The sequence below is a fragment of the Arthrobacter sp. 10N43 genome (assembly GCF_056394525.1).
In genome coordinates this window covers 1-23,465 of record NZ_JBFTIA010000001.1, presented here as the reverse complement: position 1 = coordinate 23,465, position 23,465 = coordinate 1, and the positions used below count along the sequence as shown (strand labels likewise).

General features: G+C 67.8%; 25 protein-coding genes. 13 read left to right on the top strand and 12 right to left on the bottom strand.

Features of this window, described 5'->3' with window-relative positions; all coding sequences use genetic code 11:
* Positions 1–161: 161 nt before the first annotated feature.
* A complete protein-coding gene (locus tag AC1DDO_RS00125) occupies positions 162–1,235 on the top strand; it encodes a DNA polymerase IV (RefSeq protein WP_476971140.1) in 1,074 nt (357 codons plus the stop codon).
* Between the two features lie 53 nt (positions 1,236–1,288).
* Here the strand turns inward: AC1DDO_RS00125 and AC1DDO_RS00120 are convergent, their stop codons facing one another.
* Genes AC1DDO_RS00120 through AC1DDO_RS00110 form a run of 3 tightly spaced genes read right to left on the bottom strand, consistent with a single transcriptional unit; the run spans position 1,289 to position 3,398 of the window.
* Positions 1,289–1,921 (bottom strand): energy-coupling factor transporter transmembrane component T family protein, encoded by a 633-nt coding sequence (locus tag AC1DDO_RS00120; protein ID WP_476971139.1) that lies wholly within the window; start codon positions 1,919–1,921, stop codon positions 1,289–1,291.
* Positions 1,918–2,754, bottom strand: a complete 837-nt coding sequence (locus AC1DDO_RS00115; RefSeq protein WP_476971138.1) for an energy-coupling factor ABC transporter ATP-binding protein — start codon at positions 2,752–2,754, stop codon at positions 1,918–1,920. The genes AC1DDO_RS00120 and AC1DDO_RS00115 overlap by 4 nt, the downstream gene beginning before the upstream one ends.
* A complete protein-coding gene (locus AC1DDO_RS00110) occupies positions 2,751–3,398 on the bottom strand; it encodes a biotin transporter BioY (RefSeq protein WP_441408608.1) in 648 nt (215 codons plus the stop codon). Before AC1DDO_RS00110 ends, AC1DDO_RS00115 begins: the two co-directional genes overlap by 4 nt.
* 303 nt (positions 3,399–3,701) lie before the next feature.
* On the opposite strand from AC1DDO_RS00110, the gene AC1DDO_RS00105 reads away from it, so the two are divergent.
* Positions 3,702–5,300: an ABC-F family ATP-binding cassette domain-containing protein gene (locus AC1DDO_RS00105; protein WP_441408609.1), complete on the top strand. Its 1,599-nt coding sequence runs from the start codon at positions 3,702–3,704 to the stop codon at positions 5,298–5,300.
* 70 nt (positions 5,301–5,370) lie between these two features.
* On the opposite strand, the gene AC1DDO_RS00100 is transcribed toward AC1DDO_RS00105, so the two are convergent.
* From AC1DDO_RS00100 to AC1DDO_RS00085, 4 genes are read right to left on the bottom strand one after another with little or no spacing between them, the layout of a single operon-like run.
* Positions 5,371–5,850, bottom strand: coding sequence for a YbaK/EbsC family protein (locus AC1DDO_RS00100; RefSeq protein ID WP_476866211.1), 480 nt, complete (start codon positions 5,848–5,850; stop codon positions 5,371–5,373).
* A 3-nt stretch (positions 5,851–5,853) separates the two neighbouring features.
* The gene (locus AC1DDO_RS00095; RefSeq protein ID WP_476866210.1) at positions 5,854–6,732 is read right to left on the bottom strand and encodes an SURF1 family cytochrome oxidase biogenesis protein; all 879 of its coding nucleotides are present in this window, start codon (positions 6,730–6,732) and stop codon (positions 5,854–5,856) included.
* Positions 6,733–7,026 carry a hypothetical protein gene (locus AC1DDO_RS00090; protein ID WP_476866209.1) on the bottom strand — a complete coding sequence of 98 codons (294 nt, stop codon included), beginning with the start codon at positions 7,024–7,026 and terminating at the stop codon, positions 6,733–6,735.
* Positions 7,023–7,469: a DUF3099 domain-containing protein gene (locus tag AC1DDO_RS00085; protein WP_441408613.1), complete on the bottom strand. Its 447-nt coding sequence runs from the start codon at positions 7,467–7,469 to the stop codon at positions 7,023–7,025. The genes AC1DDO_RS00090 and AC1DDO_RS00085 overlap by 4 nt, the downstream gene beginning before the upstream one ends.
* Before the next feature lie 149 nt (positions 7,470–7,618).
* Here AC1DDO_RS00085 and AC1DDO_RS00080 point away from each other — a divergent pair, with 149 nt between their 5' ends.
* The 3 genes from AC1DDO_RS00080 (at position 7,619) to AC1DDO_RS00070 (ending at position 9,852) form a co-directional block, all read left to right on the top strand.
* Entirely contained in the window at positions 7,619–8,344 is a 726-nt protein-coding gene (locus AC1DDO_RS00080; RefSeq protein ID WP_441408614.1) for a beta-ketoacyl-ACP reductase, read from the top strand.
* A 165-nt stretch (positions 8,345–8,509) separates the two neighbouring features.
* Positions 8,510–8,929 (top strand): Hsp20/alpha crystallin family protein, encoded by a 420-nt coding sequence (locus tag AC1DDO_RS00075; RefSeq protein WP_441408615.1) that lies wholly within the window; start codon positions 8,510–8,512, stop codon positions 8,927–8,929.
* A 146-nt stretch (positions 8,930–9,075) separates the two neighbouring features.
* A complete protein-coding gene (locus AC1DDO_RS00070) occupies positions 9,076–9,852 on the top strand; it encodes an SDR family oxidoreductase (protein WP_476866208.1) in 777 nt (258 codons plus the stop codon).
* Positions 9,853–9,942: 90 nt separating this feature from the next.
* Here AC1DDO_RS00070 and serB read toward each other — a convergent pair whose 3' ends face one another.
* A complete protein-coding gene (serB, locus tag AC1DDO_RS00065) occupies positions 9,943–10,872 on the bottom strand; it encodes a phosphoserine phosphatase SerB (protein WP_476866207.1) in 930 nt (309 codons plus the stop codon).
* Between the two features lie 132 nt (positions 10,873–11,004).
* On the opposite strand from serB, the gene AC1DDO_RS00060 reads away from it, so the two are divergent.
* The 3 genes from AC1DDO_RS00060 to AC1DDO_RS00050 are packed head-to-tail and all read left to right on the top strand — an operon-like array spanning position 11,005 to position 13,442.
* Positions 11,005–11,790: an ABC transporter ATP-binding protein gene (locus tag AC1DDO_RS00060; protein WP_441408618.1), complete on the top strand. Its 786-nt coding sequence runs from the start codon at positions 11,005–11,007 to the stop codon at positions 11,788–11,790.
* 19 nt (positions 11,791–11,809) lie between these two features.
* Positions 11,810–12,595 carry a sulfite exporter TauE/SafE family protein gene (locus tag AC1DDO_RS00055; protein ID WP_476866206.1) on the top strand — a complete coding sequence of 262 codons (786 nt, stop codon included), beginning with the start codon at positions 11,810–11,812 and terminating at the stop codon, positions 12,593–12,595.
* A gap of 49 nt (positions 12,596–12,644) precedes the next feature.
* A complete protein-coding gene (locus AC1DDO_RS00050) occupies positions 12,645–13,442 on the top strand; it encodes a TrmH family RNA methyltransferase (protein ID WP_476971137.1) in 798 nt (265 codons plus the stop codon).
* A gap of 50 nt (positions 13,443–13,492) precedes the next feature.
* Here AC1DDO_RS00050 and AC1DDO_RS00045 read toward each other — a convergent pair whose 3' ends face one another.
* The gene (locus AC1DDO_RS00045) at positions 13,493–13,639 is read right to left on the bottom strand and encodes a hypothetical protein (protein ID WP_155855732.1); all 147 of its coding nucleotides are present in this window, start codon (positions 13,637–13,639) and stop codon (positions 13,493–13,495) included.
* Position 13,640: 1 nt separating this feature from the next.
* The gene (locus AC1DDO_RS00040; RefSeq protein ID WP_476971136.1) at positions 13,641–14,099 is read right to left on the bottom strand and encodes a DUF6325 family protein; all 459 of its coding nucleotides are present in this window, start codon (positions 14,097–14,099) and stop codon (positions 13,641–13,643) included.
* Between the two features lie 299 nt (positions 14,100–14,398).
* On the opposite strand from AC1DDO_RS00040, the gene AC1DDO_RS00035 reads away from it, so the two are divergent.
* Both AC1DDO_RS00035 and AC1DDO_RS00030 read left to right on the top strand, forming a co-directional pair.
* Entirely contained in the window at positions 14,399–14,656 is a 258-nt protein-coding gene (locus tag AC1DDO_RS00035) for a type B 50S ribosomal protein L31 (protein WP_028267311.1), read from the top strand.
* A gap of 184 nt (positions 14,657–14,840) precedes the next feature.
* The gene (locus tag AC1DDO_RS00030; RefSeq protein ID WP_476868124.1) at positions 14,841–15,944 is read left to right on the top strand and encodes a lipoate--protein ligase family protein; all 1,104 of its coding nucleotides are present in this window, start codon (positions 14,841–14,843) and stop codon (positions 15,942–15,944) included.
* 103 nt (positions 15,945–16,047) lie between these two features.
* On the opposite strand, the gene pepN is transcribed toward AC1DDO_RS00030, so the two are convergent.
* Positions 16,048–18,690 carry an aminopeptidase N gene (gene pepN, locus AC1DDO_RS00025; protein ID WP_476868123.1) on the bottom strand — a complete coding sequence of 881 codons (2,643 nt, stop codon included), beginning with the start codon at positions 18,688–18,690 and terminating at the stop codon, positions 16,048–16,050.
* A 34-nt stretch (positions 18,691–18,724) separates the two neighbouring features.
* Positions 18,725–19,735: a YeiH family protein gene (locus AC1DDO_RS00020; RefSeq protein ID WP_476868122.1), complete on the bottom strand. Its 1,011-nt coding sequence runs from the start codon at positions 19,733–19,735 to the stop codon at positions 18,725–18,727.
* Between the two features lie 170 nt (positions 19,736–19,905).
* Between AC1DDO_RS00020 and AC1DDO_RS00015 the strand changes: the two genes are divergently transcribed.
* From AC1DDO_RS00015 to AC1DDO_RS00005, 3 genes are read left to right on the top strand one after another with little or no spacing between them, the layout of a single operon-like run.
* Positions 19,906–21,501, top strand: coding sequence for a circularly permuted type 2 ATP-grasp protein (locus AC1DDO_RS00015; RefSeq protein WP_441408625.1), 1,596 nt, complete (start codon positions 19,906–19,908; stop codon positions 21,499–21,501).
* Positions 21,494–22,420, top strand: a complete 927-nt coding sequence (locus AC1DDO_RS00010; protein WP_390202421.1) for an alpha-E domain-containing protein — start codon at positions 21,494–21,496, stop codon at positions 22,418–22,420. Before AC1DDO_RS00015 ends, AC1DDO_RS00010 begins: the two co-directional genes overlap by 8 nt.
* Positions 22,417–23,268, top strand: coding sequence for a transglutaminase family protein (locus AC1DDO_RS00005; protein ID WP_441408626.1), 852 nt, complete (start codon positions 22,417–22,419; stop codon positions 23,266–23,268). The genes AC1DDO_RS00010 and AC1DDO_RS00005 overlap by 4 nt, the downstream gene beginning before the upstream one ends.
* Positions 23,269–23,465 lie beyond the last annotated feature (197 nt).

Here is a 23,465-nt window from a genome sequence, read left to right as displayed (position 1 = left end):
ACGACCCCGGCGGGACAGCCGCTCGCTCCGCGGCCAACCTGATCGGGACATGTCCCTTCCTTGGTGCGAAGGGTGCGCACTGCGGGTATATGTCCAGTGGCTGCGGCCACGGGAGGGCATGCGCGGATGCTTGCCAGGGATGTTTAGGGCACACTGGTGCCGTGAGCGGAATCCAGTGGGTGCTGCACGTCGATCTCGACCAGTTCATCGCGGCGGTCGAAGTGCTCCGGCGGCCGGAGCTTGCGGGCAAGCCGATCATTGTCGGCGGCCGGGGCGACCCCACGGAACGAGCCGTGGTGTCGACCGCATCCTACGAAGCCAGGGAATTCGGCGTGGGCTCCGGAATGCCCCTACGCATCGCGGCCCGGAAAGTGCCCGACGCCGTGATCCTGCCCGTCGATCACGAAGCTTACCTCGCGGCGTCCGAAACGGTGATGGCTACCCTGCGCGAGCAGCCCGGCGCCACCGTGCAGGTCCTGGGGTGGGATGAAGCCTTTGTAGGCACTGAGACAGAGAATCCGGAAGCCTACGCCCGGCAGGTGCAGGCCGCCGTCCTGGAGCGAACGCAGTTGCATTGCAGCGTGGGCATCGGCGACACCTTGGTCCGGGCCAAGGTCGCCACCGGTTTCGGCAAGCCGGCCGGCGTTTTCCGGCTCACTGCCGGGAATTGGCTGGACGTCATGGGCAATCGCCCCACCAAGGACCTCTGGGGCGTCGGAACCAAGGTGTCGGGCCGGCTGGCCAAACTTGGGATCAACACAGTCGCCGAGCTCGCCGCATCCGACCCCCAAGACCTGGTCCCGGAGTTCGGGCCCAGGATGGGTCCTTGGTACGCGGAGCTCGGACGCGGGGACGGAGCCAGCGTCGTGGACGACACCCCGTGGGTTGCCCGCGGGCACAGCCGGGAGACCACCTTCCAGCGGGACCTGACCGAGCCAGCCCAGGTGGACGACGCCGTGAGGGAGCTGACGGCGCGTGTCCTCGAGGATGTTGTGGCCGAAGGGCGGCCCGTGGTTGGGCTGACCCTCAAGGTTCGGTACGCGCCGTTTTTCACCACGACCCATGCGAGGAAGATTCCCCAGACATTCGACCGGAGCAAAATCCTCGCGCGGACCCTGGACCTCGCAACCGGAATCGAAGCGGGCCGGCCAATCCGGCTCCTGGGCCTGAGGGCCGAGATGGCAATGCCCGACGACGCCCGAAAGGGACACACGCCGACGCGCGGCGGTTGGTGACGGCGTCGCATTCCCAATGCCTGGACTCCGAAGCCAGGCCAGGGCACCGAGGGCTAGTCCTCCGGGTCCTCCGGTTCGCCCAGCCCACGGGCGGCCAGCGCTTCACCGGTCTGCCGGGCAAAGGCGACTGTGGTGATAAAGACCGGAATCACTAGTGCCCGCGGGTTGCGCTCGAGTCCGCGGGCCCGGGCAGAGTCGCGCACGTCGGCGTAGGCCCCAGCCACGAACGGGATGCTGCGGAGCATGATGGCAATGGTCAGTGCGAAACGTTCCGGGTCCGCCCCGAGCCGCCGGAAGGGCCGGGCCAGGGAGGCCACGCCGTCAAGCAGCGCCTGCACGGGGGTGGTGGCGGTCAGAATTGAGGCCGCGACAACGCAGACGAGGACGTTCAGCACGATCCGCGCGGCGGTCGGGGCGCCGAGCTGCCACCACTGGAAGAGGCCGATGGCCAGCAGGACCGGCAGGACCGGCTTCACCGCGCGAAGCAGCCGGGCGGGACCTGCCCCGCTGAGCAGGAACAGCCCGCACAGCAGCACCAGCACGACGGCGGACACGGCCCAGTCGGCGATCAGGAACGAAGTCATTCCGCAGCCAACCACCAGCACGAATTTGAGCCACAGCGGCGTTCGGTGGATCACGGACGAGCCCGGCGCGTATGTGGCCAGGAGGAAACCGTGACTGCTCACGACTGCTCCAGCCGGGTCTGCTCCGCGACGGTCCGCTCACCCGCGCGCCCGTCCCGCCCGTCCCGGGCGGTTCCGGCCTCGCCGAGCCCGGCACCGGGCACGCCACCGGGCCCGCCCCCACCCATGGGCAGGCCTGCGGCGCTCAGTCCGCGGTAATGCGCGACGGCGGCGGCCGGTTCGCCGTCGAACACGACCTTGCCGGCGTCCACCACCAGCACCCGGTCCATATCCCCGGCGAGCTCGAGGTCGTGGGTGGAGAGAATGACCTGCTGGCGGAGTCCGGCCAGGGTGCGTCGCAGCAGTTCGCGGTTGCGGAGGTCCAGCAGCGTGGACGGCTCGTCCAGGACCAGCACGTCCGGGTCCACAGCGAGGACCGCGGCCAGCGCCAGGAGTTGGCGTTCGCCGCCGGAGAGCTCGTAGATGCTCTGGTCCGCCAGCGGCAGCAGGCCGAACCGATCCAGGACAGATTCAGCGTGGGCCCGGCGCTGCGCGGCGTTGCGGATGGAGCGGCGCAGGGACAGTTCCACGTCCTCGCGTCCCGTGGGCATCACGAGCTGGGAGAGCGGATCCGTGAAGACAAAGCCCACGCGGCGGCGGACCTCCCGCACGGCGCGGACGGTATCGGCGCCGTCGACTGCCACCGTGCCGTCGCTCGGTGCCACGAGCCCGTTGAGGAGCCGCAGGAGGGTGGACTTGCCTGAGCCGTTGGCCCCGATCACCCCGATCCGGAGTTCGGCGAGGTCCAGCGACAGTTCCTGGAGCAGTGTCTTGGGTGCGGGGCGGCCGTCAACCGGCACGCGCACCGTCACCCGGTCCAGGATGATGTTGCTCACGGGCGGGTGTCAGCCGTCCGGACGCGGCGCAGCAGCAGATCCGGGAAGGCCTTGTGCAGTGCAAGGGCGACGCTGACGGCCAGGACGTTCTTGATGATGTCGCCCGGGTAGAACGCGAGGTCGGCGATGAAGGCCTTCGAGAAGTCCAGCTTGGCGTTGACCATCATGCCCAGGATGCCGAGGCCGTGGATGAAGATGATGCTGCTGACCATCGCGGCGGCGAACAGGAGGACTGCGCGCAGTTTTCCTGTTCGGTTGGCGGTGCGTGCGAGCACGACGGCGGCCAGCCACCCTACGGCCGTGGCGGCCAGCAGGAACCCGATGATGTAGCCGGCGGAGGGTCCGGCGAGGACGCCCAGCCCGCTGCGGCCGCCGCTGAAGATCGGCAGGCCCGCGAAGCCCAGGAGCAGGTAGAGGCCGACGGCGGCGAAGGCCCGGCCCGCGCCCAGCGCCAGCCCCGTGAGCATGACCGCGAGGGTCTGCAGCGTGATGGGTACGCCGAGCCCGCCGACAGGAATGGCGGCGATCAGCGCGGAGGCGGCCACGAGGGCGGCAAAGACGGCGATGAGGCCAAGATCGGTGGCATTCCAGCGGACCCGGCGGCGCGGGGTCTTGGCTGTGTCGGGATGGCGGGTCTGGGTCATGGTGTTCCTGTCAGATGCTGCGGCGGAAATCGGAATCTTGATATTGACTGTACGGTCGCCGCGGATCGGGTTTTTTGTAGGCGCCCCACTAACCGGCGGGCCCATTGCTGGAGGGCGCCGCCAATGATGGCTGCCCCGCAGCCCCCGCCAGCGCCAATTGGCACCGGGGGAGCCCATGTCAGGGAGCCGGGGCCGTGCCGGTAGACTTGTAGAGGCCGTGCTCTCGCACCGCCCTGTCCCGGCTCCGCCCAGACTCCACCCGTCGTGCCGCGGCATTCCCTGTTGTGAAAGGCCTTAGCTGCATTGATTACCGTCCAGGATCTCGAACTGCGCGCCGGCGCCCGCCTCCTCATGGACCAGGTGAGCTTCCGGATCGACAAGGGAGACAAGATCGGCCTGGTCGGCCGTAACGGTGCAGGCAAGACAACGCTGACCCGGGTGCTCGCGGGCGAGGGCCTGCCCGCCGCGGGCAAGGTAACCCGCACCGGCGAAATCGGCTACCTGCCGCAGGATCCGCGCACCCCTGACATGGAGCAGCTCGCACGGGACCGGATCCTGTCCGTCCGCGGCCTGGACATTGCAGTGGGCAAGCTCCGCGTCGCCCACGAAGAGATGGCCAGCGAGGACGCCGCGGTCCAGCAAAAGGCAATGAACCGCTATGACCGGCTGGAATCCGAGTTCCTGGCGGCTGGCGGCTACGCGGCCGAAGCCGAGGCGGCGGCGATCTGCTCGAACCTTGCCCTGCCGGACCGGCTGCTGAACCAGCCGCTGAAGACCCTCTCCGGTGGTCAGCGGCGCCGCGTGGAGCTCGCGCGCATCCTGTACTCGGATGCCGAGACCATGCTCCTCGATGAGCCCACCAACCACCTCGACGCCGACTCCATTTCCTGGCTCCGCGAGTTCCTCAAGAACCACCAGGGCGGCCTGATCGTGATCAGCCACGACACCGAACTGCTCGAAGCGACGGTGAATAAAGTCTTCCTCCTGGACCCCAACCGCGCGCAGATCGACTTCTACAACATGGACTGGAAGCGCTACCTCACCCAGCGCGAAACGGACGAGCGTGCCCGCAAGCGGGAACGCGCCAACGCGGAGAAGAAGGCACAGGTCCTCATCGACCAGGCCAACAAGATGCGGGCCAAGGCCACCAAGGCAGTCGCCGCGCAGAACATGGCCAAGCGTGCCGAGCGTTTGCTCGGCGGCCTCGAAGCCGTGCGTGCGCACGACAAGGTAGCCGCCCTGCGCTTCCCGGATCCCTCACCCTGCGGCAAGACCCCGCTGACGGCGGACGGCCTCAGCAAGTCCTACGGCTCGCTCGAGATCTTCACCGACGTCGACCTCGCGATCGACCGCGGTTCCAAGGTGGTCATCCTGGGCCTCAACGGTGCCGGCAAGACCACGCTCCTGCGGATGCTCGCCGGCGTCGACAAACCGGACACCGGCGAAGTGGTGGCCGGCCACGGACTGAAGGTGGGCTACTACGCCCAGGAGCATGAAACGCTCGACGTCGACCGCACCGTCCTGCAGAACATGCGTTCCTCCGCCCCCGACATGAACGACGCGGAAGTCCGCAACATCCTGGGCTCGTTCCTGTTCTCCGGCGACGACGTCGACAAGCCCGCCGGGGTCCTGTCCGGCGGTGAGAAGACCCGCCTGGCGCTGGCCACCATTGTGGCCTCGAGCGCGAACGTGCTGCTCCTGGACGAGCCCACCAACAACCTCGACCCCGCCAGCCGCGCCGAAATCCTCGGCGCCCTGAGCAACTACACCGGCGCCGTCGTCCTGGTCAGCCACGATGAAGGTGCCGTCGAGGCGCTGAACCCGGAGCGCGTCGTGCTGCTGCCCGATGGCATCGAGGACCACTGGAACGAAGATTACCTGGACCTGATCACGCTGGCGTAACCAATCCAACTGACTCGCACTTGAGGCCGTTTTCAGTGCTCAAAACGGCCCCTGCTGCGAGTCAGTTGGGTTAGCGGACCCGCATCTCTTCCGCGTCCGTGATCCGGTGCAGGTCTTCGTAGCCGATGGAGAACATCGAATTGTGGTCGCCTGCGCCTGCCCAGAGCACCGGGTGGGCTGCCAGTGACGCGTCCAGCAGAGTCCGGATTTTCTCCGGATGGCCAACCGGGGCCACGCCGCCCACGTCCTGGCCGGTGTGTTCCAGGACGAATTCGGGGGAGGCCCGGCGGATTCTCCCGCCGCCCAGTTGCTCAGCGACCTTGTGGACGTCTACTTTGGCCGCGCCGCTGGCCAGGATGAGCAGCGGCGTGCCCTCGTGGTCGAAGATGAGGCTGTTGGTGATCGCGGCGACGTCGCAGCCCAGCGTGGCGGCCGCCGCGGCAGCCGTCGGTACTTTCGAATCGAACACCGTCACGGTGTCCGCGACGCCCAGTGAGGTGAGGGCGCGCTTGACGTTCGCCACAGACCCGGGCAAGGAATCAGTGCTCACTGCTCAGAACCCCTGGGCGTCGAGGATGGCGTCTTCCTCTTCTTCCGCGGTCGCGTTCTTGCGCTTGCGGGGAGCGGGACGGCGCCGCACGGCCGGGCCGCTGGAGTGCAGGAACACGCCCTCTGCGGCGTCAGCCTCGGCGTCCTCCGCATCGATCGCGGCGTTCCTGGCCTGCTGCCGGGCCGCATAACCGAACCCGACGAACATCAGGATGCCGAATGCGAACCACTGCAGCGAATAGGAAAGATGCGTGCCTTCGTCAGTGGAGGGTTTGGGGAACGGGAACGGCATGTCCAGGACCGACGGTGACTCTGAGGCCAGCTGGCCGTAGGCTCCCGTGAGCAGCGGATAGCCCAGCTGGGTGGAATAAGTGGCGAGGTCGATCGAGGCCAGCTGCCCCTCCGGGGCGCCGCGCTGCAGCTCGGGTTCGGCCGGCTTGAGCCGGGCGACGACTGTGACCGGGCCCTGCGGCGGCGCAGGAACCGAGTCCGGCCGGCCTGGGGTGTTGTTGCCGATGGGCAGCCAGCCGCGGTCAACCACGACGGTTTCGCCGGATTCGAGCTTGAACGGAACCACCACCTCATAGCCGGGCTGGCCGTTGAGCGGGCGGTTGCGGACGATGCGCTGGCCGGCGACGTCGTAGCTGCCTTTGAGCTCCACCTGGGTCCACTCGCGCTCCGGATTCAGCCGGCTGAACTGGTCGCGGACATCGGCGAACGGCACGGGCGTTGCAGAGTAGTTGGAAACCACCCTGTTGATTTCGGCCAGCGTCTCGGCGCGCCGGTCCATCTGCCACCGGCCCAGTCCGACGCAGCCCGCGGCGAAGATCGCGGCCAGCAACAAATACCCCAGCCATTTACTGGAGAAGAGAAAGCGGTACATTCAGCCGATCCTGCCTGACGGGTCGAGGGGGACTGCGTCTTGGTCGATGGGGGCGGCGTCCTCAGCGAAGGCCACCGTCTCCTTCCATAGCCCGCGCGTCTGGAGGTAGTCCTCAAGCCAGGCACGGTGCTCACCACATGCCAGCCAGATCTTGCGCCGCTCCGGGGTGTGGATCTTGGGGTTGTTCCACAGCAGCTGCCACTCCGCCGCCGTGCGGCAGGCCTTCCGGGAGCAGACGGTGCCGGGGCCTGCGGGGGTGTCCCCGCCGCCCCCGGCCAGGTCAAAGAGGTTCATGAAGCTGCCCGTCCGTGGTCGTCGTCGTCGTTTTCATCATCGATCAGCTCGCCTTGCAGCAGCGTCCCCGAGGCGTCATCGCCGGCGTAGGGTTCGGCCGGCCCGGCGGGAGCCGGCGCATCCAGCTCTGCGAGCGGAGCGTAGTCCAGGAGGGAGTCACTGTGGATTTCCGCTTTGTCGCTGCCGTTGGCGATCACCACGGCCACCCACGGCAGGAAGACGGCCCCCAGCACCGGAATGAGCCTGAACCAGCCATCCACGGCAAATATCAGGATGAGGCAGACCATGCGGATGCCCATGGCGACGGCGTACTTGACCATCCGCTGGTGCATCTCGTCCGAATGCGCAGCAGCGGCGTCTGTGATGCTGTGCACCTCGGTACCGCCGGACTCGGCGTCCGGCCTCCCGGGCACAGGGGCACCGGGTCGGTTTTTGAGTGTCACGGCTGTCAGATCACGCTCCCAAGGCTTACTCCAATTCTCTCACCATCGGCGGAGCCGCCCAAACGCATGCGAACCGGGCGCTAAGATCGGAGGCAGGAAAAATCCAGCCCCCAGCGCGGCCTCCCTGCCGCAGAATCCCGGAGCCCCATATGTCTGAAACACCCACCACCGGCCGCAGCGTTCTGATCACCGGCGGAAACCGGGGGATCGGCCTGGCCATTGCCGAGTCCTTCCTGGCCAACGGCGACAAGGTGGCGGTGACCTTCCGCAGCGAGTCTTCACTGCCCGAGGGCATCCTCGGCGTCAAGGCGGACGTCACAGACGAGGCTTCGGTGGACGCCGCGTTCGCGGAAGTCGAAGCCGCCCACGGTCCCGTCGAAGTACTCGTCGCCAACGCCGGCATCACGAAGGACACCCTGCTGATGCGGATGAGCGAGGACGACTTCACCTCGGTGATCGACACCAACCTCACGGGCGCCTTCCGGGTCATCAAGCGCGCGTCCAAGGGCATGATCCGTGCCCGCAAGGGCCGCGTGGTGCTGATCTCCTCTGTCTCCGGCCTGTACGGCGCGCCGGGCCAGATCAACTACTCGGCCTCCAAGGCGGGCCTGGTGGGCATCGCCCGTTCGCTCACCCGCGAGCTCGGCGGCCGCGGGATCACCGCGAACGTGGTCGCGCCCGGCTTCATCAACACAGACATGACGGCCGAGCTGCCCGAGGCCACGCAGAAGGACTACCTGACCAAGGTCCCGGCCGGCCGCTTCGCCGAGGCCTCCGAGGTCGCCAACGTGGTTCGCTGGGTCGCCAGCGACGAGGCGTCCTACATCTCCGGTGCGGTCATCCCGGTCGACGGCGGCCTGGGAATGGGCCACTAGCTCCGAATACAGCGGACGACGGCGGTATCCGCCGTCGTCCGCTGTCCTCTTTGCCGTCCTCTTCGCTGGGCCTTTTTGCCCTTGGCACCGGGACTCCGGGAGCGTCTAATGGGCTCACAGCCCCAGCCCATGCCATGGCAGGGGCGTGGACGCAGGAGGAAAATCATGAGTGATCTCAGCAAGTGGACGCCCTCGGACATGCTGGAACCGGTCCGCCGCTTCCTCGATGGTGATCTGTCCATAGCGCCCGGGATCAAAATCGAACAGTTCCAGGAGGGCAGCACGCTGGTGGTCCGGGCGGAGGTGCCCGGGATCGACCCCGACCAGGACGTTGACGTCTCGGTCAGCGAGGGCATGCTGCACATCGCGGTGCAGCGGGAGGAAAAGTCCGAGCACAAGAGCAAGGCCGGTTACCGTTCCGAGTTCCGCTACGGCCGGTCCGTCCGCAGCATTGCGCTGCCGCAAGGGGCCAAGGAAGAAGACATCACGGCCACGTACAAGGACGGCGTGCTGGAGGTCCGTGCACCGGCTCCCGAGGTAGTCACAGGGGAAACGACGACGAAGATCAGGATCGACCGCAGCTGACCCTGCCATCAGCGGGTTCCGGTCGCCTCGGGAACTACGCTGTCTGGGCTTCTTTGTGGACGCTCAACAACTGTAAAGGCACGATCCGCTGGCATGATGGATTGCAGACCCACAGTGTTTGGACGTTTGGAACAAAAGGAGCTCGTATGGGACTGCTGGACAACAAGACTGCGATCGTGACCGGTTCGTCGCGCGGAATCGGCGCAGACATCGCCAAGATCCTCGCCGGCGAAGGCGCGGCCGTCGTCGTGAACTACCGCCAGAAGGCGCCGCGCGCCAACAAGGTCGTCGCGGAGATCGAAGCCGACGGCGGCCGTGCGGCTGCCGTCGGGGCGGACCTCACCACCCAGGAAGGCGTCCAGGCCCTCGCCAGCGCCGCCATGGAGAACTTCGGCTCGCTCGACCTGCTGGTCCTCAACGCCTCCGGCGGCATGGAGACCGGAATGGAGGAGGGCTACGCGCTGAAGCTGAACCGTGACGCCCAGGTGAACATGCTCAACGCCGCCGTGGCGCTCATGCCTGAAGGCTCCCGCGTGGTCTTCGTGACCAGCCACCAGGCCCACTTCATCGGCACGGTTCCCACCATGCCCGAGTACGAGCCCGTCGCCCGCAGCAAGCGTGCCGGCGAGGACGCGCTGCGTGAACTCGTGCCGGCCCTGGCGGAAAAGGGCATCTCGCTCGTCGTCGTCTCCGGTGACATGATCGAGGGCACCGTCACGGCCACTTTGCTTGACCGGTCCAACCCCGGCGCCATCGAGGCCCGACGCGCCGAGGCAGGCAAGCTGTACTCGGTCAAGGAGTTCGCCGCGGAGGTCGCCAAGATGGCTACCGCCGACGTCGAGACCGGCCACACCGAATACGTTGGCGGCGCCGATTATTTCGGTAGGGCCGCAGACACGGCTGCCGGCACCGGCTCCAACTAGTAGCGCAGGCCCCCGGGCCGACCGAGATGGCACGTCGCGGCAATGTTTTTCGCAAACATTGCCGCGACGTGCCATCTCGCGGTTAACGCCTCAGACCCCCGCGATGTACCGCACGGCGTCTAGGTAGGGCAGGCTGATGGCGGCGTCAGCGGCCGCGCGGACGGCCGGCTTCGCGTTGAAGGCGACGCCGATGCCGGCGGCGCCGAGCATGTCGAGGTCGTTGGCGCCGTCACCGACGGCGATCGTGTGCTCCATCGGGATACCCTCGGCAGCGGCCCACTCGCGCAGGTACTTCTCCTTGGCCGCCCGGTCGATGACGTCGCCGAGGACCTTGCCGGTCAGGGCGCCGTCGACGATTTCGAGTTCGTTGGCGATCCAGTAGTCCAGCCCCAGGTCTTCGGCGATCGGCCGCAGGATCTGGTTGAACCCGCCGGACACCACGGCCACGGCATGGCCGGCGGCCCGGAACGCCGCCACCAGTTCGGCGGCGCCCTCGGTCAGCCGGACCTCGGCGCGGACGGAATCGACGACGTCGGCCGGCAGCCCCGCGAGGACGGCCACCCGGGCGTGCAGGCTCTGGGCGAAGTCCAGTTCCCCGCGCATGGCCGCCTCGGTCACCGCCGTGACTTCCTCGCGCTTGCCGGCATAGGCGGCCAGGAGTTCGATGACTTCCTGCTGGATGAGGGTGGAATCCACGTCCATGATGAGGAACTTCCGGGGCGCATTGCGCAGTGCCGCGGGAACCAGGGCCGTGTCCACGCCGTCGATCCCTGAGGCAGCCAGCGTGCGGCGCGCGCCTGTCAGGGAAGCAGCCAGTGAAGCGTCTGTTGTGCCGTCCAGTAAGCCGTCCTGTGAGCCATCCACTGTGCAGTCCGCCGCGTACACCTCGAAGCGGGCGTTTCCGGTGCGGTTTTCGGCCCCGACGCCCAGCCCCGCGGCGGTCAGGAGCGAACGCAGCCGCTGGATGTCGGGAAGGGAAAGTTTCAGGCCATAGCTGACTGCGGTCACGTTCGAACTCATGGCCTCAATCCTAGCGAGCACGCGCTGGACGACCCGAATTCGTTGCGCCCCGGCCGCCGCCGCGTGACGCTCCACGGCAGCCCGCAGCGCCGGTTATCAGTCCTCCGCTTTTTTGTCCTAGTGTCTACTCCTATGAGTGATGTTCTTGAAATGGCCGGCGTCAGCGTTGTACGTGGGGCTAAAACCCTCCTGGACAAGGTCGATTGGCAGGTCAAGGAAGGCGAACGCTGGGTAATCCTCGGACCCAACGGCGCCGGCAAGACCACTCTCCTCCAACTGGCAGGCGCCCGGATCCACCCGACGTCCGGAGTGGCGGGCATCCTTGAGGAAGTCCTCGGTTCCGTCGACGTGTTCGAGCTCCGGCCCCGGATCGGACTGTCCTCGGCCGCGCTGGCCAGCCAGATCCCCGAGCAGGAAAAGGTCCTCAACGTCGTCGTCACCGCCGCCTACGGTGTGACCGGCCGCTGGCGCGAAGGCTACGAGAAGAACGACGAGCGGCGCGCCTTCGGCCTGTTGAACGAGTGGGGCATCGGCCCGCTGCTCAACCGCCACTTCGCATCGCTGTCCGAGGGGGAGCGCAAACGCGTCCAGATCGCCCGCGCCCTCATGACCGATCCTGAGCTGCTGCTCCTTGATGAGCCGGCCGCCGGTCTGGACCTGGGCGGGCGCGAGGACCTGGTCCAGCGCCTGAGCGAGCTCGCCCGCGACGACGCCGCCCCGGCGATCGTGCTGGTCACCCACCACCTGGAGGAAGTGCCGCCGGGCTTCACGCACGCGATGCTCATGCGCGACGGCGGAGTGGTGGCGTCGGGTCCGCTGCCGGAGGTCCTCACGGCCGAAAACCTGAGCGAAACGTTCGGCCTGCCGCTGGACGTCACCGTCAACGCAGGCCGGTACACCGCCACCGCCAGCCGCTGACCGGGGCCGCTGACCACGCGTGGAGCTCCTCAACAGCGCCTTCATTTTCTTCGCCGGGCTGTGGGCGGGAACCATCAACAGCGTTGTCGGATCCGGCACCCTGGTCACGTTCCCTGTACTGATCGCCCTCGGCTATCCCCCCGTCACGGCCTCCATCAGCAACGCGATGGGGCTTGTGGCCGGCAATGCCACCGGCGCCTGGGGCTACCGGAGGGAGCTCGCCGGCCGCGGCAGGCAGCTGCTCCGGCTCCTCCCGGCCTCACTGCTGGGCGGCATCACGGGTGCCTACCTACTGCTTCATCTGCCGGAGAAGGTCTTCTACTACGCCGCTCCCGTACTGATCGTGCTTGCCCTGCTGATGGTGGTCTTCCAGCCGCGGCTCCAGCGTTGGGTGAAGGCCCGCGAGGAAAACCCGAGGCACGCCATCCGGGACCGGCGCCACGGCGTCCTGCTCGTGGTGCTGGTGTACCTGGCCGGCGTCTATGGAGGGTACTTCGTCGCCGCCCAGGGCATCCTGCTGGTGGGGATCCTGGGCATTTTCATGACCGGGACCATCCAGAACGCCAACGCGATGAAGAACATCCTGGTCCTGGGGGTGAACGTGATCGCCGCCGGCTCCTACCTCCTGTTCGCATTCGACCGGATCGACTGGGGAGTGGTCGGCCTGATCGCCGTGAGCTCCCTGATCGGCGGCATCATTGGCTCCAAGGTAGGCCGCCGGCTCTCCCCGGTGGTCCTGCGCGGGGTCATCTTCACCCTGGGCCTTGTGGCACTGGGATTCATGATCGCCAACCTGTTCAAATAGCCCCGCCTCTAGCCCCCGACCGTTCAAAGCGCCCCGAAATGACCTGCCCGTGACCTTTCACTTTCTTGAATCCGCCGACGACCCGCGGGTTTCCGACTACACCCAGCTCACGGACGTGCACCTGCGCAAACTCCGGGAACCGGCCGAGGGCCTGTACATCGCCGAATCCTCCCGCGTCCTGCGCCGGGCGCTGGCGGCGGGGCACCGGCCGCGGTCCTTCTTCCTCGCCGAGAAGTGGGCCGAGGACCTGGCGGATGTCTTCGAGCAGTACCCCGAGGTCCCGGCCTATGTCGGTTCCGCGGCGTTGCTGGAGGAAATTACCGGATTCCACCTGCACCGCGGCGCCATGGCCGCCATGCACCGGCCCGCCCCGGTGCCGCTGGCGGAACTGCTCGCCGGAGCCCGCCGGGTGGCCGTGCTGGAAGACATCGTGGACCACACGAACGTCGGGGCCATTTTCCGCTCCGCGGCTGCGCTCGGCGTTGACGCCGTCCTGGTTTCGCCGCGCTGCGGGGATCCGCTCTACCGCCGCAGCGTGCGGGTCAGCATGGGCACCGTTTTCCAGGTCCCCTGGGCACGGCTCGAGGACTGGACCGCAGGCCTGGCTGCGCTTCAGGGGGAGGGCTTCACCGTGGCGGCCATGGAGCTCACGGATGACGCCGTCGACCTCGACGAACTCGCTGCCCGCCAGCCGGAACGGCTGGCCCTGGTGCTGGGCACGGAGGGCGCGGGCATGAGCGCGGCAACCCTGGCCGCCGTCGACCTCGCCGTCAAGATCCCGATGCGCCCGGGCGTCGATTCGCTCAACGTCGCCGCGGCGTCGGCGGTTGCGTTCTGGGGCGCATGACCCAGAAGGGTCATGCGCACCCGCGTGTGCCGGGAGCCGGCACTAGGGTGTCAGTCGCGGCGGTCCTCACGGCGGTCGCCGCGGTCGTCCCGCCGGTCCTCACGGCGGTCGCCGCGACGGTTTATTCCGTGGGCGACAACAACGGCCCCGCCAACTGCGGCGGCGGTCCTGCGTCTGCGTCGTGCTGCCAGTGGCATGTCAGGCTCCTTCCTTGGCTTCTTCGGCGTCGGCCTCGAAGGCGGCGATGACGGCCTGGGTCGGGATCCGGCCGCTGGCCACGAGTTGGCCGCCGGCCTTGCGGACGGCCGCGCCGAACGGAGCCGCCCACTGGTTTTCCCAGACCAGCACCGCGGCGGAGTGGCCGGGCGCGATCGTCTCGGCCAGGTCCATGACGTCCTGCTCAGAGAGCACCATGGCCAGGTCGGCCTCGGCCATGCGCACCTCGCCGAGCTCGCTCGGGTCGAGGTCCGAGATTTCGGCCGTCTCAAGCGTGCCATCGGCGGTTTTTCTCAGGAACACCATGTCAAGCACCCTGATGAGGTCACGCTTGACCAGGTCCTCCAGGAACGGGGCGATCTGGCCCTTACCGAAGTCGGGCCCGGGGAACTCCACGACGAGCCAGTCCACCGGCCCTAGTTCATCCAGTGACTCAGCCATACTGATGACCTCCGTTTCTCAGTGGGTACAGGCAATCCGACGGACAGCCACAGTTCCATCCTGTGCCCGGGTGAGGTGCGTCGCCTCACCCTCACCGGGTGAGCTCACGAAAAACTACCCGGCAACAATATGAGGACCGGGGCGAAGCCCGGTTGCGCCGCGCTGACGTGCGCCAATGGTGTTCGTCAGTGCACCGGCAATCGGCTATGATTGATAGCTGGCCGTGCGGTACATTCCGTGGCCATCCCATTCATACCTGGCAACTGGCAAAATCCAGTTGTGCGAACAAAGGTCCAATTATGAAGTCTGATATTCACCCGAAGTACGAAGCTGTTGTTTTCAACGACCTGGCTTCCGGCGTCAAGTTCCTGACCAAGTCCACCGTGTCTTCGAAGAAGACCATCGAGTGGGAAGACGGAAACACCTACCCGGTTATCGACGTCGAAATCTCCTCCGAGTCCCACCCGTTCTACACGGGCAAGCAGCGCATCATGGACTCCGCAGGCCGCGTCGAGCGCTTCAACGCTCGCTTCAAGGGCTTCGGCGGCAAGAAGTAACTTTCTTCTTCCCCAAGGTCTTGCAGGAAGCCCGCACCGGCAACGGTGCGGGCTTCCTGCGTCTGCGGGCTGTTGTTGCGTCTGGGCTGATTCACCACTCGGCGGCCTTCCGGTGTCGCGGGTTCCCTGTGTCGCGGCTTCCCTGTGTCGCGGCTTGGCGGAAGCATGCGGCAGGATGGATGCCATGACATCTCATCCCGTGGCCACCGCTTCCAGTACTGACGACGACGGCGCCCGTCACCATGGCGAGTACAAGGTCCCGGGCGGCAAACTCGTCGTCGCCGACTTCGACGTCATGAACGGTGTCCTGGCGCGCGTCTCGCTGAGCGGGGATTTCTTCCTGGAACCGGACGAGGCGCTGCCGGAGATCAACCGGGCACTCACGGGGCTGCCCGTCGAGACAGGCGCCGCCGACATCGCGGCCGCCGTGACAGCTGCCCTGCCGGAGGATGCCGTGCTGTTTGGGTTTTCCGCCGACGCCGTCGCGATCACCGTCCGCCGCGCCCTCGCGAAGGCCACCGGCTGGGCGGACCACCACTGGAACATCATTGCCCCGTCCGTCCTTCCCACCCACGTCAACGTCGCCTTGGACGAGGTCCTGACCGAGGAAGTCGGCGCCGGGCGGCGCAATCCCACCCTGCGCTTTTGGGACTGGGAGGAGCCCTCCGTGGTGATCGGCAGCTTCCAGTCGGTCCGCAACGAGCTCCACCCCGACGGCGTCGCCCGGCACGGCGTCAGCGTGGTCCGGCGGATCAGCGGCGGGGGAGCGATGTTCATGGAGGCCGGCAACTGCATCACCTACTCGCTCTACCTCCCGCAGACCCTCGTCGACGGCATCAGCTTCGCCGACTCCTACCCGTTCCTCGACGCCTGGGTGATGGCGGCTTTGGAGAAGGTCGGCATCAGCGCCTTCTATGTGCCGCTCAATGACATCGCCACGGAACACGGGAAGATCGGCGGGGCCGCGCAGAAGCGGCTCGCCAACGGCGGGATGCTCCACCACGTCACCATGAGCTACGACATCGACGCCGAGAAGATGGTGGACGTGCTGCGGATCGGCAAGGAGAAGTTGTCCGACAAGGGCACCCGGAGCGCCAAGAAGCGGGTGGACCCGCTGCGCCGCCAGACCGGCCTGGCCCGAGCCGAGATCGTCGCCGCCATGATGGACGTCTTCGCCGAACGCTACGGCGCGACGCCGTCCGTGCTCACCGACGCCGAGCTTGAGGCCGCCCGCCGCCGCGTGGAAACCAAGTTCGGAACCGCGGAGTGGCTGCACCGGGTTCCTTAATAGCCTTCATTCCATCGATTGCTCCGCACCTGCCCTTTTGAACCGTCAAAAGGGCCGGTGGGTGGGGAGCAACCGATGATGTCAGGACCTACTCCGCCCGGTTCTAGGCGTTGGGGGCCTGTGCTTTTAGGGCCTGCGCCTTGAGGGCACGGTGCAACTGGCTGCGCTGTTCGATGATGATCCGGCGCAGGGCACGCGGCGCGTGGGGATGGGAGCTCAGCCAGCCGTCGGTGCGGACGATGACGGCGTGGGTGTCGGGTGTCCCGCCGTGGCCGTCCAGGTCCTGGCCGGCGGGATAGAACCCGCGGACAATCCGGCCGGCGATCTCGATGCTTCGGTCCGCCCAGATCTGTTCCAGCGACTCGAAGTACGGGTCGATGAAAGGGCTGAGCAGCGCGGCCTCACCGGTGTTGAACCCGGCGATGGTGGCGCTCAGGAGTTGGTTGGACAGCGCGGTGCCGTGGACCGCGGCGTCCCAGGCGGCGGCCTTGACGGAGGCTTCGGGGCGGGCGGCCAGGGCCGTGGCGTGCCCGGACTTGCCGGCCGCCGTGTTGTCCCGGGCGAGCTCCTGGTCGAGCTGGTCCTGTGTTGCCTGGCCGTTGGCCGCCAGCCCGTGCCAGAGGTTCCAGCGCAGTTCGGCGTCCACCGCGAGGCCATCGATCACGGTGCTGCCGTCCAGGATGCCGCGGAGCAGGTCTAGCCGGGCGGCGTCGTACCGGCTGGTCGCGGCCAGGGTCCGGGCCCAGGCCAGTTGCTGGTCGGAGCCCGGCGCCGCCGCCTGCAGCTGTTCGGCGGCGGTGGCGAGGAAGCCGCGGCGGACGGCGTCCCGCTGGCCGCGGGGCACGTAGTGTTCGACCGCCGTCGACGCGTTGCCGAGCACGTTGAGGAGGACGCCGATTCCCGGTTCGGCGGGCCCGAACCGTTCCACGGCGTCGACGTAGAGGGAGGCAGGTGTGACGGCATCGCGGGCTGAGTCCCACAGGGCAGTCCAGCACAGCGCCCGCGCCATGGGGTCGCTGAGCTTGTCCAGGGAGCCGCGCACCGTGGTCTCGGAGTCCGGGTCCAGCCGGACCTTGGCGTAGCTGAGGTCCTTGTCATTGACCAGCAGCAGGGCGGGCCGTGACTTGCCGGCGAGTTCGGCCACCTCGGTCCGGGGGCCGCTGACGTCGGTCTCGACGCTGCCCGTGCGGACCAGCGCGCCGGCGTCATCAAAGTCGTAGAGGCCGATCCGCAGCCGGTGCGGACGGGGCTCCTGCCGGCCGGTGGCGGGATCCACAGCGTCCTGCAGGATCGCGACCGAACTGAACGTGTCCCCGTGCCCGGTGATTTCACTGGACAGAATTTCACTGGACAGGGTGGAGATGCCGGAGGTCTGGAGCCATTGGCGGGCCCATTCGCCGAGGTCGCGGCCGGACGCCGCGCTCAGTGCCGCCAGCAGTTCGGCGAGGGTCGTATTGCCGTAGGCGTGGTCCCGGAAGTACTGGCGTGACCCGTCGATGAACGCCTCGAACCCGACGTAGGCCACGAGCTGCTTGAGCACCGAGGCGCCCTTGGCGTAGGTGATGCCGTCGAAGTTCTGTTTGGCCGCTTCCAGGTCCGGGATGTCGGCGACGATCGGGTGGGTGGTGGGCAGCTGGTCCTGGACGTAGGCCCAGGCCTTGCGGTTGTTGGCAAAGTTCACCCAGGCCGTGTCCCAGTCCGTGGTGCGGTCCACGCCGAGGGTGCCCATGTAGTCGGCGAACGATTCCTTGAGCCACAAGTCGTCCCACCATTTCATGGTGACGAGGTCGCCGAACCACATGTGCGCCATCTCGTGCAGGAGTGTGTTGGCGCGGGCCTGGTACTGCGAGTCGGCGGCCCGCGAGGTGAAGACGTAGCTTTCGGTGAAGGTCACCAGGCCCGGGTTTTCCATGGCACCGAGGTTGTATTCGGGCACGAATGCCTGCTCGTACTTGCCCCACGGGTAGGGGAAGTCGAAGAGCTCGTTGAAGAAGGACAGCCCGTTCCTGGTGAGGCGGAACAGGGCGTCGACGTCGAACGACGCGGCCATGGAGGCCCGGCAGTAGAGCGCCAGCGGCACGTGCAGGACCGTGCCGTCGGCCAGCGTGCCGCTCCAGGCGTCCTCGGCCTTGAAGTACGGTCCGGCGAGGACGGTGGTGATGTAGGTGGACATCGCCTTGGTGGGGGCGAAGTCCCAGCGGCTGGTGGCCGGGTCACTGGTCAGCTGGGTGCGCAGGACCTCGGCGCCGTTGGAGGACACCTGCCAGTCCGAGGGTGCCATGACGTGGAAGGTGAATTCGGCCTTCAGGTCGGGTTGCTCGAAGTTCGCGAACACGCGGCGGGCGTCGGCCGGTTCGTACTGGGTGTAGAGGTAGCACTGCCCGTCGGCGGGGTCGACGAAGCGGTGCATGCCTTCGCCGGAGGTGCTGTAGAGGGCCGTGCCGGTGATCGTGACCTGGTTTTCCCGTTGCAGGTTCTCCAGCCGGATCCGGGAACCGTCCACGACGTCCGCGACGGCGAGGCCCTTGCCGTTGAGGAAGACGCTGTGCACGCTGCCAGCGATGAAGTCCACGAAGGTCGAGGCCCCGGGTTCGCTGGCCGAGAAGTTGATGACGCTGCGGCTGGTGTAGCCGGCGACGTTCGGGTCCGTTGCCTGCCGGACGTCAAGGGAGACGTCGTAGCTGTGCGTGGTGATGAGGGCGGCGCGGGCCGCGGCCTCGTCGCGGCTCAGATTCTGATTCGACACCCAGCTATCTAATCACGGCTGCGTGTGTGCCGAATCACGCCGGCGGGAACATCAGGAAGGCGGCTGCAAGGCCCAGCACGGCGATCAGCAACCACGACGCCAGCGCGGCCAGCAGTGCGCGGGCGCCCGTGTGCAGCAGCTGGCCCACGCGGACGGCGGAGCCCAGCCCGAACAACGCCATGCCCAGCAACAGGTCCTGGAGCGCCGCGGCCGCTTCCAGGACGCCGGGGGAGAGCCAGCCGGTGGTGCGCAGGCCGGCCATGGCCACGAACCCGATCACGAACAGCGGGATCACCGGCGGGCGCTTGGCGCCGTCGGGTGCGGTGCCCATCCGGTGGTGGAGCCCGGCGGCGGCGACCATCGGCGCCAGCAGGATCACCCGGGTGAGTTTGACGACGACGGCGACGGCGAGGGCCGCGGCGCCCGCGGTCTGGGCTGTGGCGACCACCTGCCCGACGTCGTGCACCGAAGCGCCGGTCCACGCCCCGAAGACCTCCGGCCCGAGGCCCAGCGGCTGCGCGAGCAGGGGCAGCACCCCGATCGCCAGCGTTCCGCACAGCGTCACGAGGGCAACGGGCAGCACGGTTTCCTCCTGCCGGATGCGCCGCACGGCGGCCATGGCCCCGATCGCTGACGCCCCGCAGATGGCGAATCCCGTGGCCACCAGCAGCGATACCCGGGGAGGAAGCCGGAAGAGCCGGCTGATCCCGTAGGTGCCCGCGAAGGCGGCCAGGACCACGCCCGTCACCAGCAGCAGCGCAACCCAGCCCAGGCCCAGGACATCGCCGAGGCTGACCTTCAGGCCCAGCACCACGATCCCGGCCCGCATCAGGTGCTTGCCGGCGAAGTCGAGCCCGGGACGCGCCGGCCCAGCCGTCCACCCCGCCACACCCGGCAGGTTGGCCGCCAGCAGCCCGAGGACCACGGCAAGGGTCATCACCGGCAGCGCCGGGAGCACCAGATGCACTGCCGCGGCGGCGGCGACGGCGGCCGCGGCGGCGATCAGGCCCGCCGCGGCCTCGTACAAGGATCTCTTGGGGGGCACGCCCCTACCTTGCCGTACGCAGCCCCAAAAGCCGTAACCGCGGCCGTACCCCGGGGTGGCCTGCACGGACGGGTTTGCTCCAGTGGGATTGTGCTGGTGATTGTGCCGGCGGGATCGCGGCGCGGGCCGTCGAAATGATTTCGTAACGAAAAAGTGGTTGGCTAGTGACCATGTCTGACCTATTCCAGGATTACTCCGAGGCCGCCGGCCGCTCCGGCGCCTACGACGAGATGTTTGCCCCCGGCCAGCAGGCCCGGAAGTCCTACGGGCAGGTGGCCCTGGCCCTGCGCGAGCTGTCGCTGGCCGATGTCAGCGCCCGCGCCGACTCCATGGCCCGCACCTTCCTGGACCGCGGCGTGACTTTCGACTTCGCAGGCGAAGAGCGGCCCTTCCCCCTGGACATCGTCCCCCGGGTGATCCCCGCCGACGAGTGGAGCGTCCTGGAACGCGGTGTGGCCCAGCGGGTCCGTGCCCTCGAGGCATTCCTCAATGACGTCTACGACAAGATGGCCGTGGTCTCCGACGGCGTCATCCCGCGCCAGCTCGTGACCACCAGCGCGCACTTCCACCGCCAGGTGCACGGCTTCGAGCCGGCCGGCGGCGTCCGCGTCCACATTTCCGGCATCGATGTGGTCCGCGATGCCGCGGGCACCTTCCGCGTCCTGGAGGACAACGTGCGCGTTCCCTCGGGCGTCAGCTACGTCCTCGAGAACCGCCGGGCCATGGCCAAGGGCCTGCCTGAAGCCTTCGGCCAGCAGCTCATCCGCCCGGTCGAGGAGTACCCCCGCCGGCTGCTGTCGGCCCTGCGGAAGACGGCCCCCTCCGGCGTCGATGATCCCACCGTGGTGGTCCTGACCCCCGGCGTGTTCAACAGCGCCTACTTCGAGCACACCCTGCTGGCCGGCCTGATGGGTGTCGAACTCGTCGAGGGCCGCGACCTCATCTGCCGCGGCAACCGGGTCTACATGCGCACCACGGCCGGTGAGCAGCGCGTGGACGTCATCTACAAACGGATCGACGACGAGTTCCTGGACCCGCTGCAGTTCCGCGCCGACTCCATGCTCGGCTGCCCCGGCCTGGTCAACGCTGCCCGCGCCGGCGGCGTCACAATCGCCAACGCCGTGGGCAACGGCGTCGCCGACGACAAGCTGGTCTACAGCTACGTGCCCGACCTCATCCGCTACTACCTAAGCGAAGAGCCCGTGATCGCCAACGTGGACACGTTCCGGCTCGAAGAAAAGGAAGCCCGGGAGTACGTCCTGGACAACCTGGACGAGCTCGTGGTCAAGCCCGTCGACGGTTCTGGCGGCAAGGGCCTGGTAATCGGTCCGGACGCGTCCAAGGATGAACTCGACGCGCTCCGCAAGCGCGTCGTCGCCGATCCCCGCGGCTGGATCGCCCAGCCGGTCCTGCAGCTTTCCACCGTGCCCACGCTCAGCGGCGACAAGTTCGGGCCCCGGCACGTGGACCTTCGCCCGTTCGCCGTCAACGACGGCGAGGACGTCTGGGTTCTCCCCGGCGGCCTGACCCGGGTGGCCCTCAAGGAGGGCTCGCTGATCGTCAACTCGAGCCAGGGCGGCGGTTCCAAGGACACGTGGGTCCTGGCCGATTCCCCGCAGGTCCCGGTCGAAGTCATCCCGCGGCCCGCCATCGCGGTCCGTGAGCGGGTCTCCGTCTGGCCCGTGGAGAGCAACTGGCGTGACAGCCAGAAAGAGCAGCAACAGCAGCAGATTTCCCAGGCTCAGGAGGTAACCGCCAATGCTTAGCCGTATAGCCGAGTCACTGTTTTGGATCGGCCGCTACGTGGAACGGGCAGACGGCACCGCCCGGATCCTCGACGTCCACCTCGAGCGCCTCAACCATCTGCCCATGGAGGAACAGCGCAGCGTTGCGCAGGAACTCCTCGCCGTCATGGGCGCCCGTGCGCAGAATGAGGAGTTCGGCCTCCCCGAGCTGCTCAACGCCCTCGCCTACGACAAGCAGAGCGCCACGTCCATTGCCGGTTCGCTCGGCGCGGCCCGGGAAAACGCCCGCCGCGCCCGCGAGACCGTCTCCTCCGGGCTGTGGGAAAGCCTCAACACGACCTATTACGGGCTGAACCAGCACCGCAAGGACGTGGTGGGCACCTACCGCTTCTGCAACTGGGTCCTTGAACGCACGGCGATGGTCAGCGGCCTGGCCGACACTACCGTCAGCCATGACGAGAGCTGGCAGTTCCTGGTCCTGGGCCGGTCCCTGGAGCGGGCCGACATGACCGCCCGCATGCTCTCCACCCGCGATGTCCTCTCGGCCGGCATGTCCTGGGTGAACATGCTCCGCTGCGCCGGCGCGTACGAGTCCTTCCTGCGGACCCGCCGGGCGGCCTTCGGCGACCAGCACGCCGCCGAATTCCTGCTCCTGGACCGGTTGTTCCCGCGCTCCATCGTCTACGCCCTGCGCGACGCCGACGAGTGCCTGGCGAAGCTGGACCCCTCGGCCCAGCGCGTCGGGTTCATCAATGACGCACGCCGGATTGTCGGCCAGGCCCGCACGTTCCTGGAGTTCCACCGCACCGATGACCTCATGGCAGAGCTGCCCGAGCACATGGAGCGCGTGCAAAAGGCGGTCTCGCAGGCCTCGGACGCCATTTCCCGTAAGTACTTCAATCAGGCAGACGAACTGGCCTGGGTGGGAGAAGTTTCATGACCCGGCTGAACATCGTCCACAAGACGGCGTACAAGTACAACAAACGCGTCACCCTGTCCTACAACGAGGCCCGGATGACCCCGCTCACGGACCCGCAGCAGGTGGTCCTGGAATCCTCCATGAAGGTCTCGCCCTCGCAGGCGGCCCTGAGCAGCTACCGCGACTACTGGGGCACCCGCGTGACGGCCTTCGACATGCAGATGCCGCACGAGCACCTCGAAGTCCTGTCCACCACCACCGTTGAGGTGCACCGGGTCGAGAAGATCGCCGCCGAGGCCGACATCGTCGGATGGGACGTCCTGGCCGCCCCGGAGACGCTCAACCAGTTCAGCGACTGGATTCCCCAGTCCCAGCTCACGGGGCCCGGCTCCGAAGTGCTCGGCATCATTCCCGGCGTGGTCGAGGGAAAGTCCCCGCACGAGGCCGCCATGGCGGTCTTTGAGTGGATGCGCGGTGAGATGACGTACATGAAGGGCTCCACCGGCGTCACCACCAACGCCGAGCAGGCCTGGACCCAGCGGCAGGGCGTCTGCCAGGACCTGGCGCACCTCGCCATCGGCTCCCTGCGCAGCTGCGGGATCCCGGCCCGCTACGTGTCCGGCTACCTGCACCCGCGCTCGACGGCGGAGCTCGGCGAGACCGTGGCCGGCCAGTCCCATGCGTGGCTGGAGTGGTGGGACGGCGAATGGCGCAGCTGGGATCCGACCAACCACAAGCCGGCGGGGGACTTCCACGTCACCGTGGCCCGGGGCCGCGACTACCGCGACGTTCCGCCGCTCAAGGGCATCCTGTCCGGCGGCGGGGGGTCGGCCCTGACCGTCAGCGTGGAGATCACCCGCGTCGCCTGACCTGCCGGCACCCCCACGTTGCGCTGTCAGTTAGAGCTGCCATGAGGCCGGCAAAGTCAACTGGTGGGAGCAACGCCGGGGTTTAGGCTGCGTGCAGCAGCTGGTTCAGCCGGCTGGCTGGGGTTTCGAGGTTGAGGGTGGGCCGGGGCCGGCGGTTGAGTTTCGCGGCGACCAGCCGGAGGTCCTCGGGGGTGTGG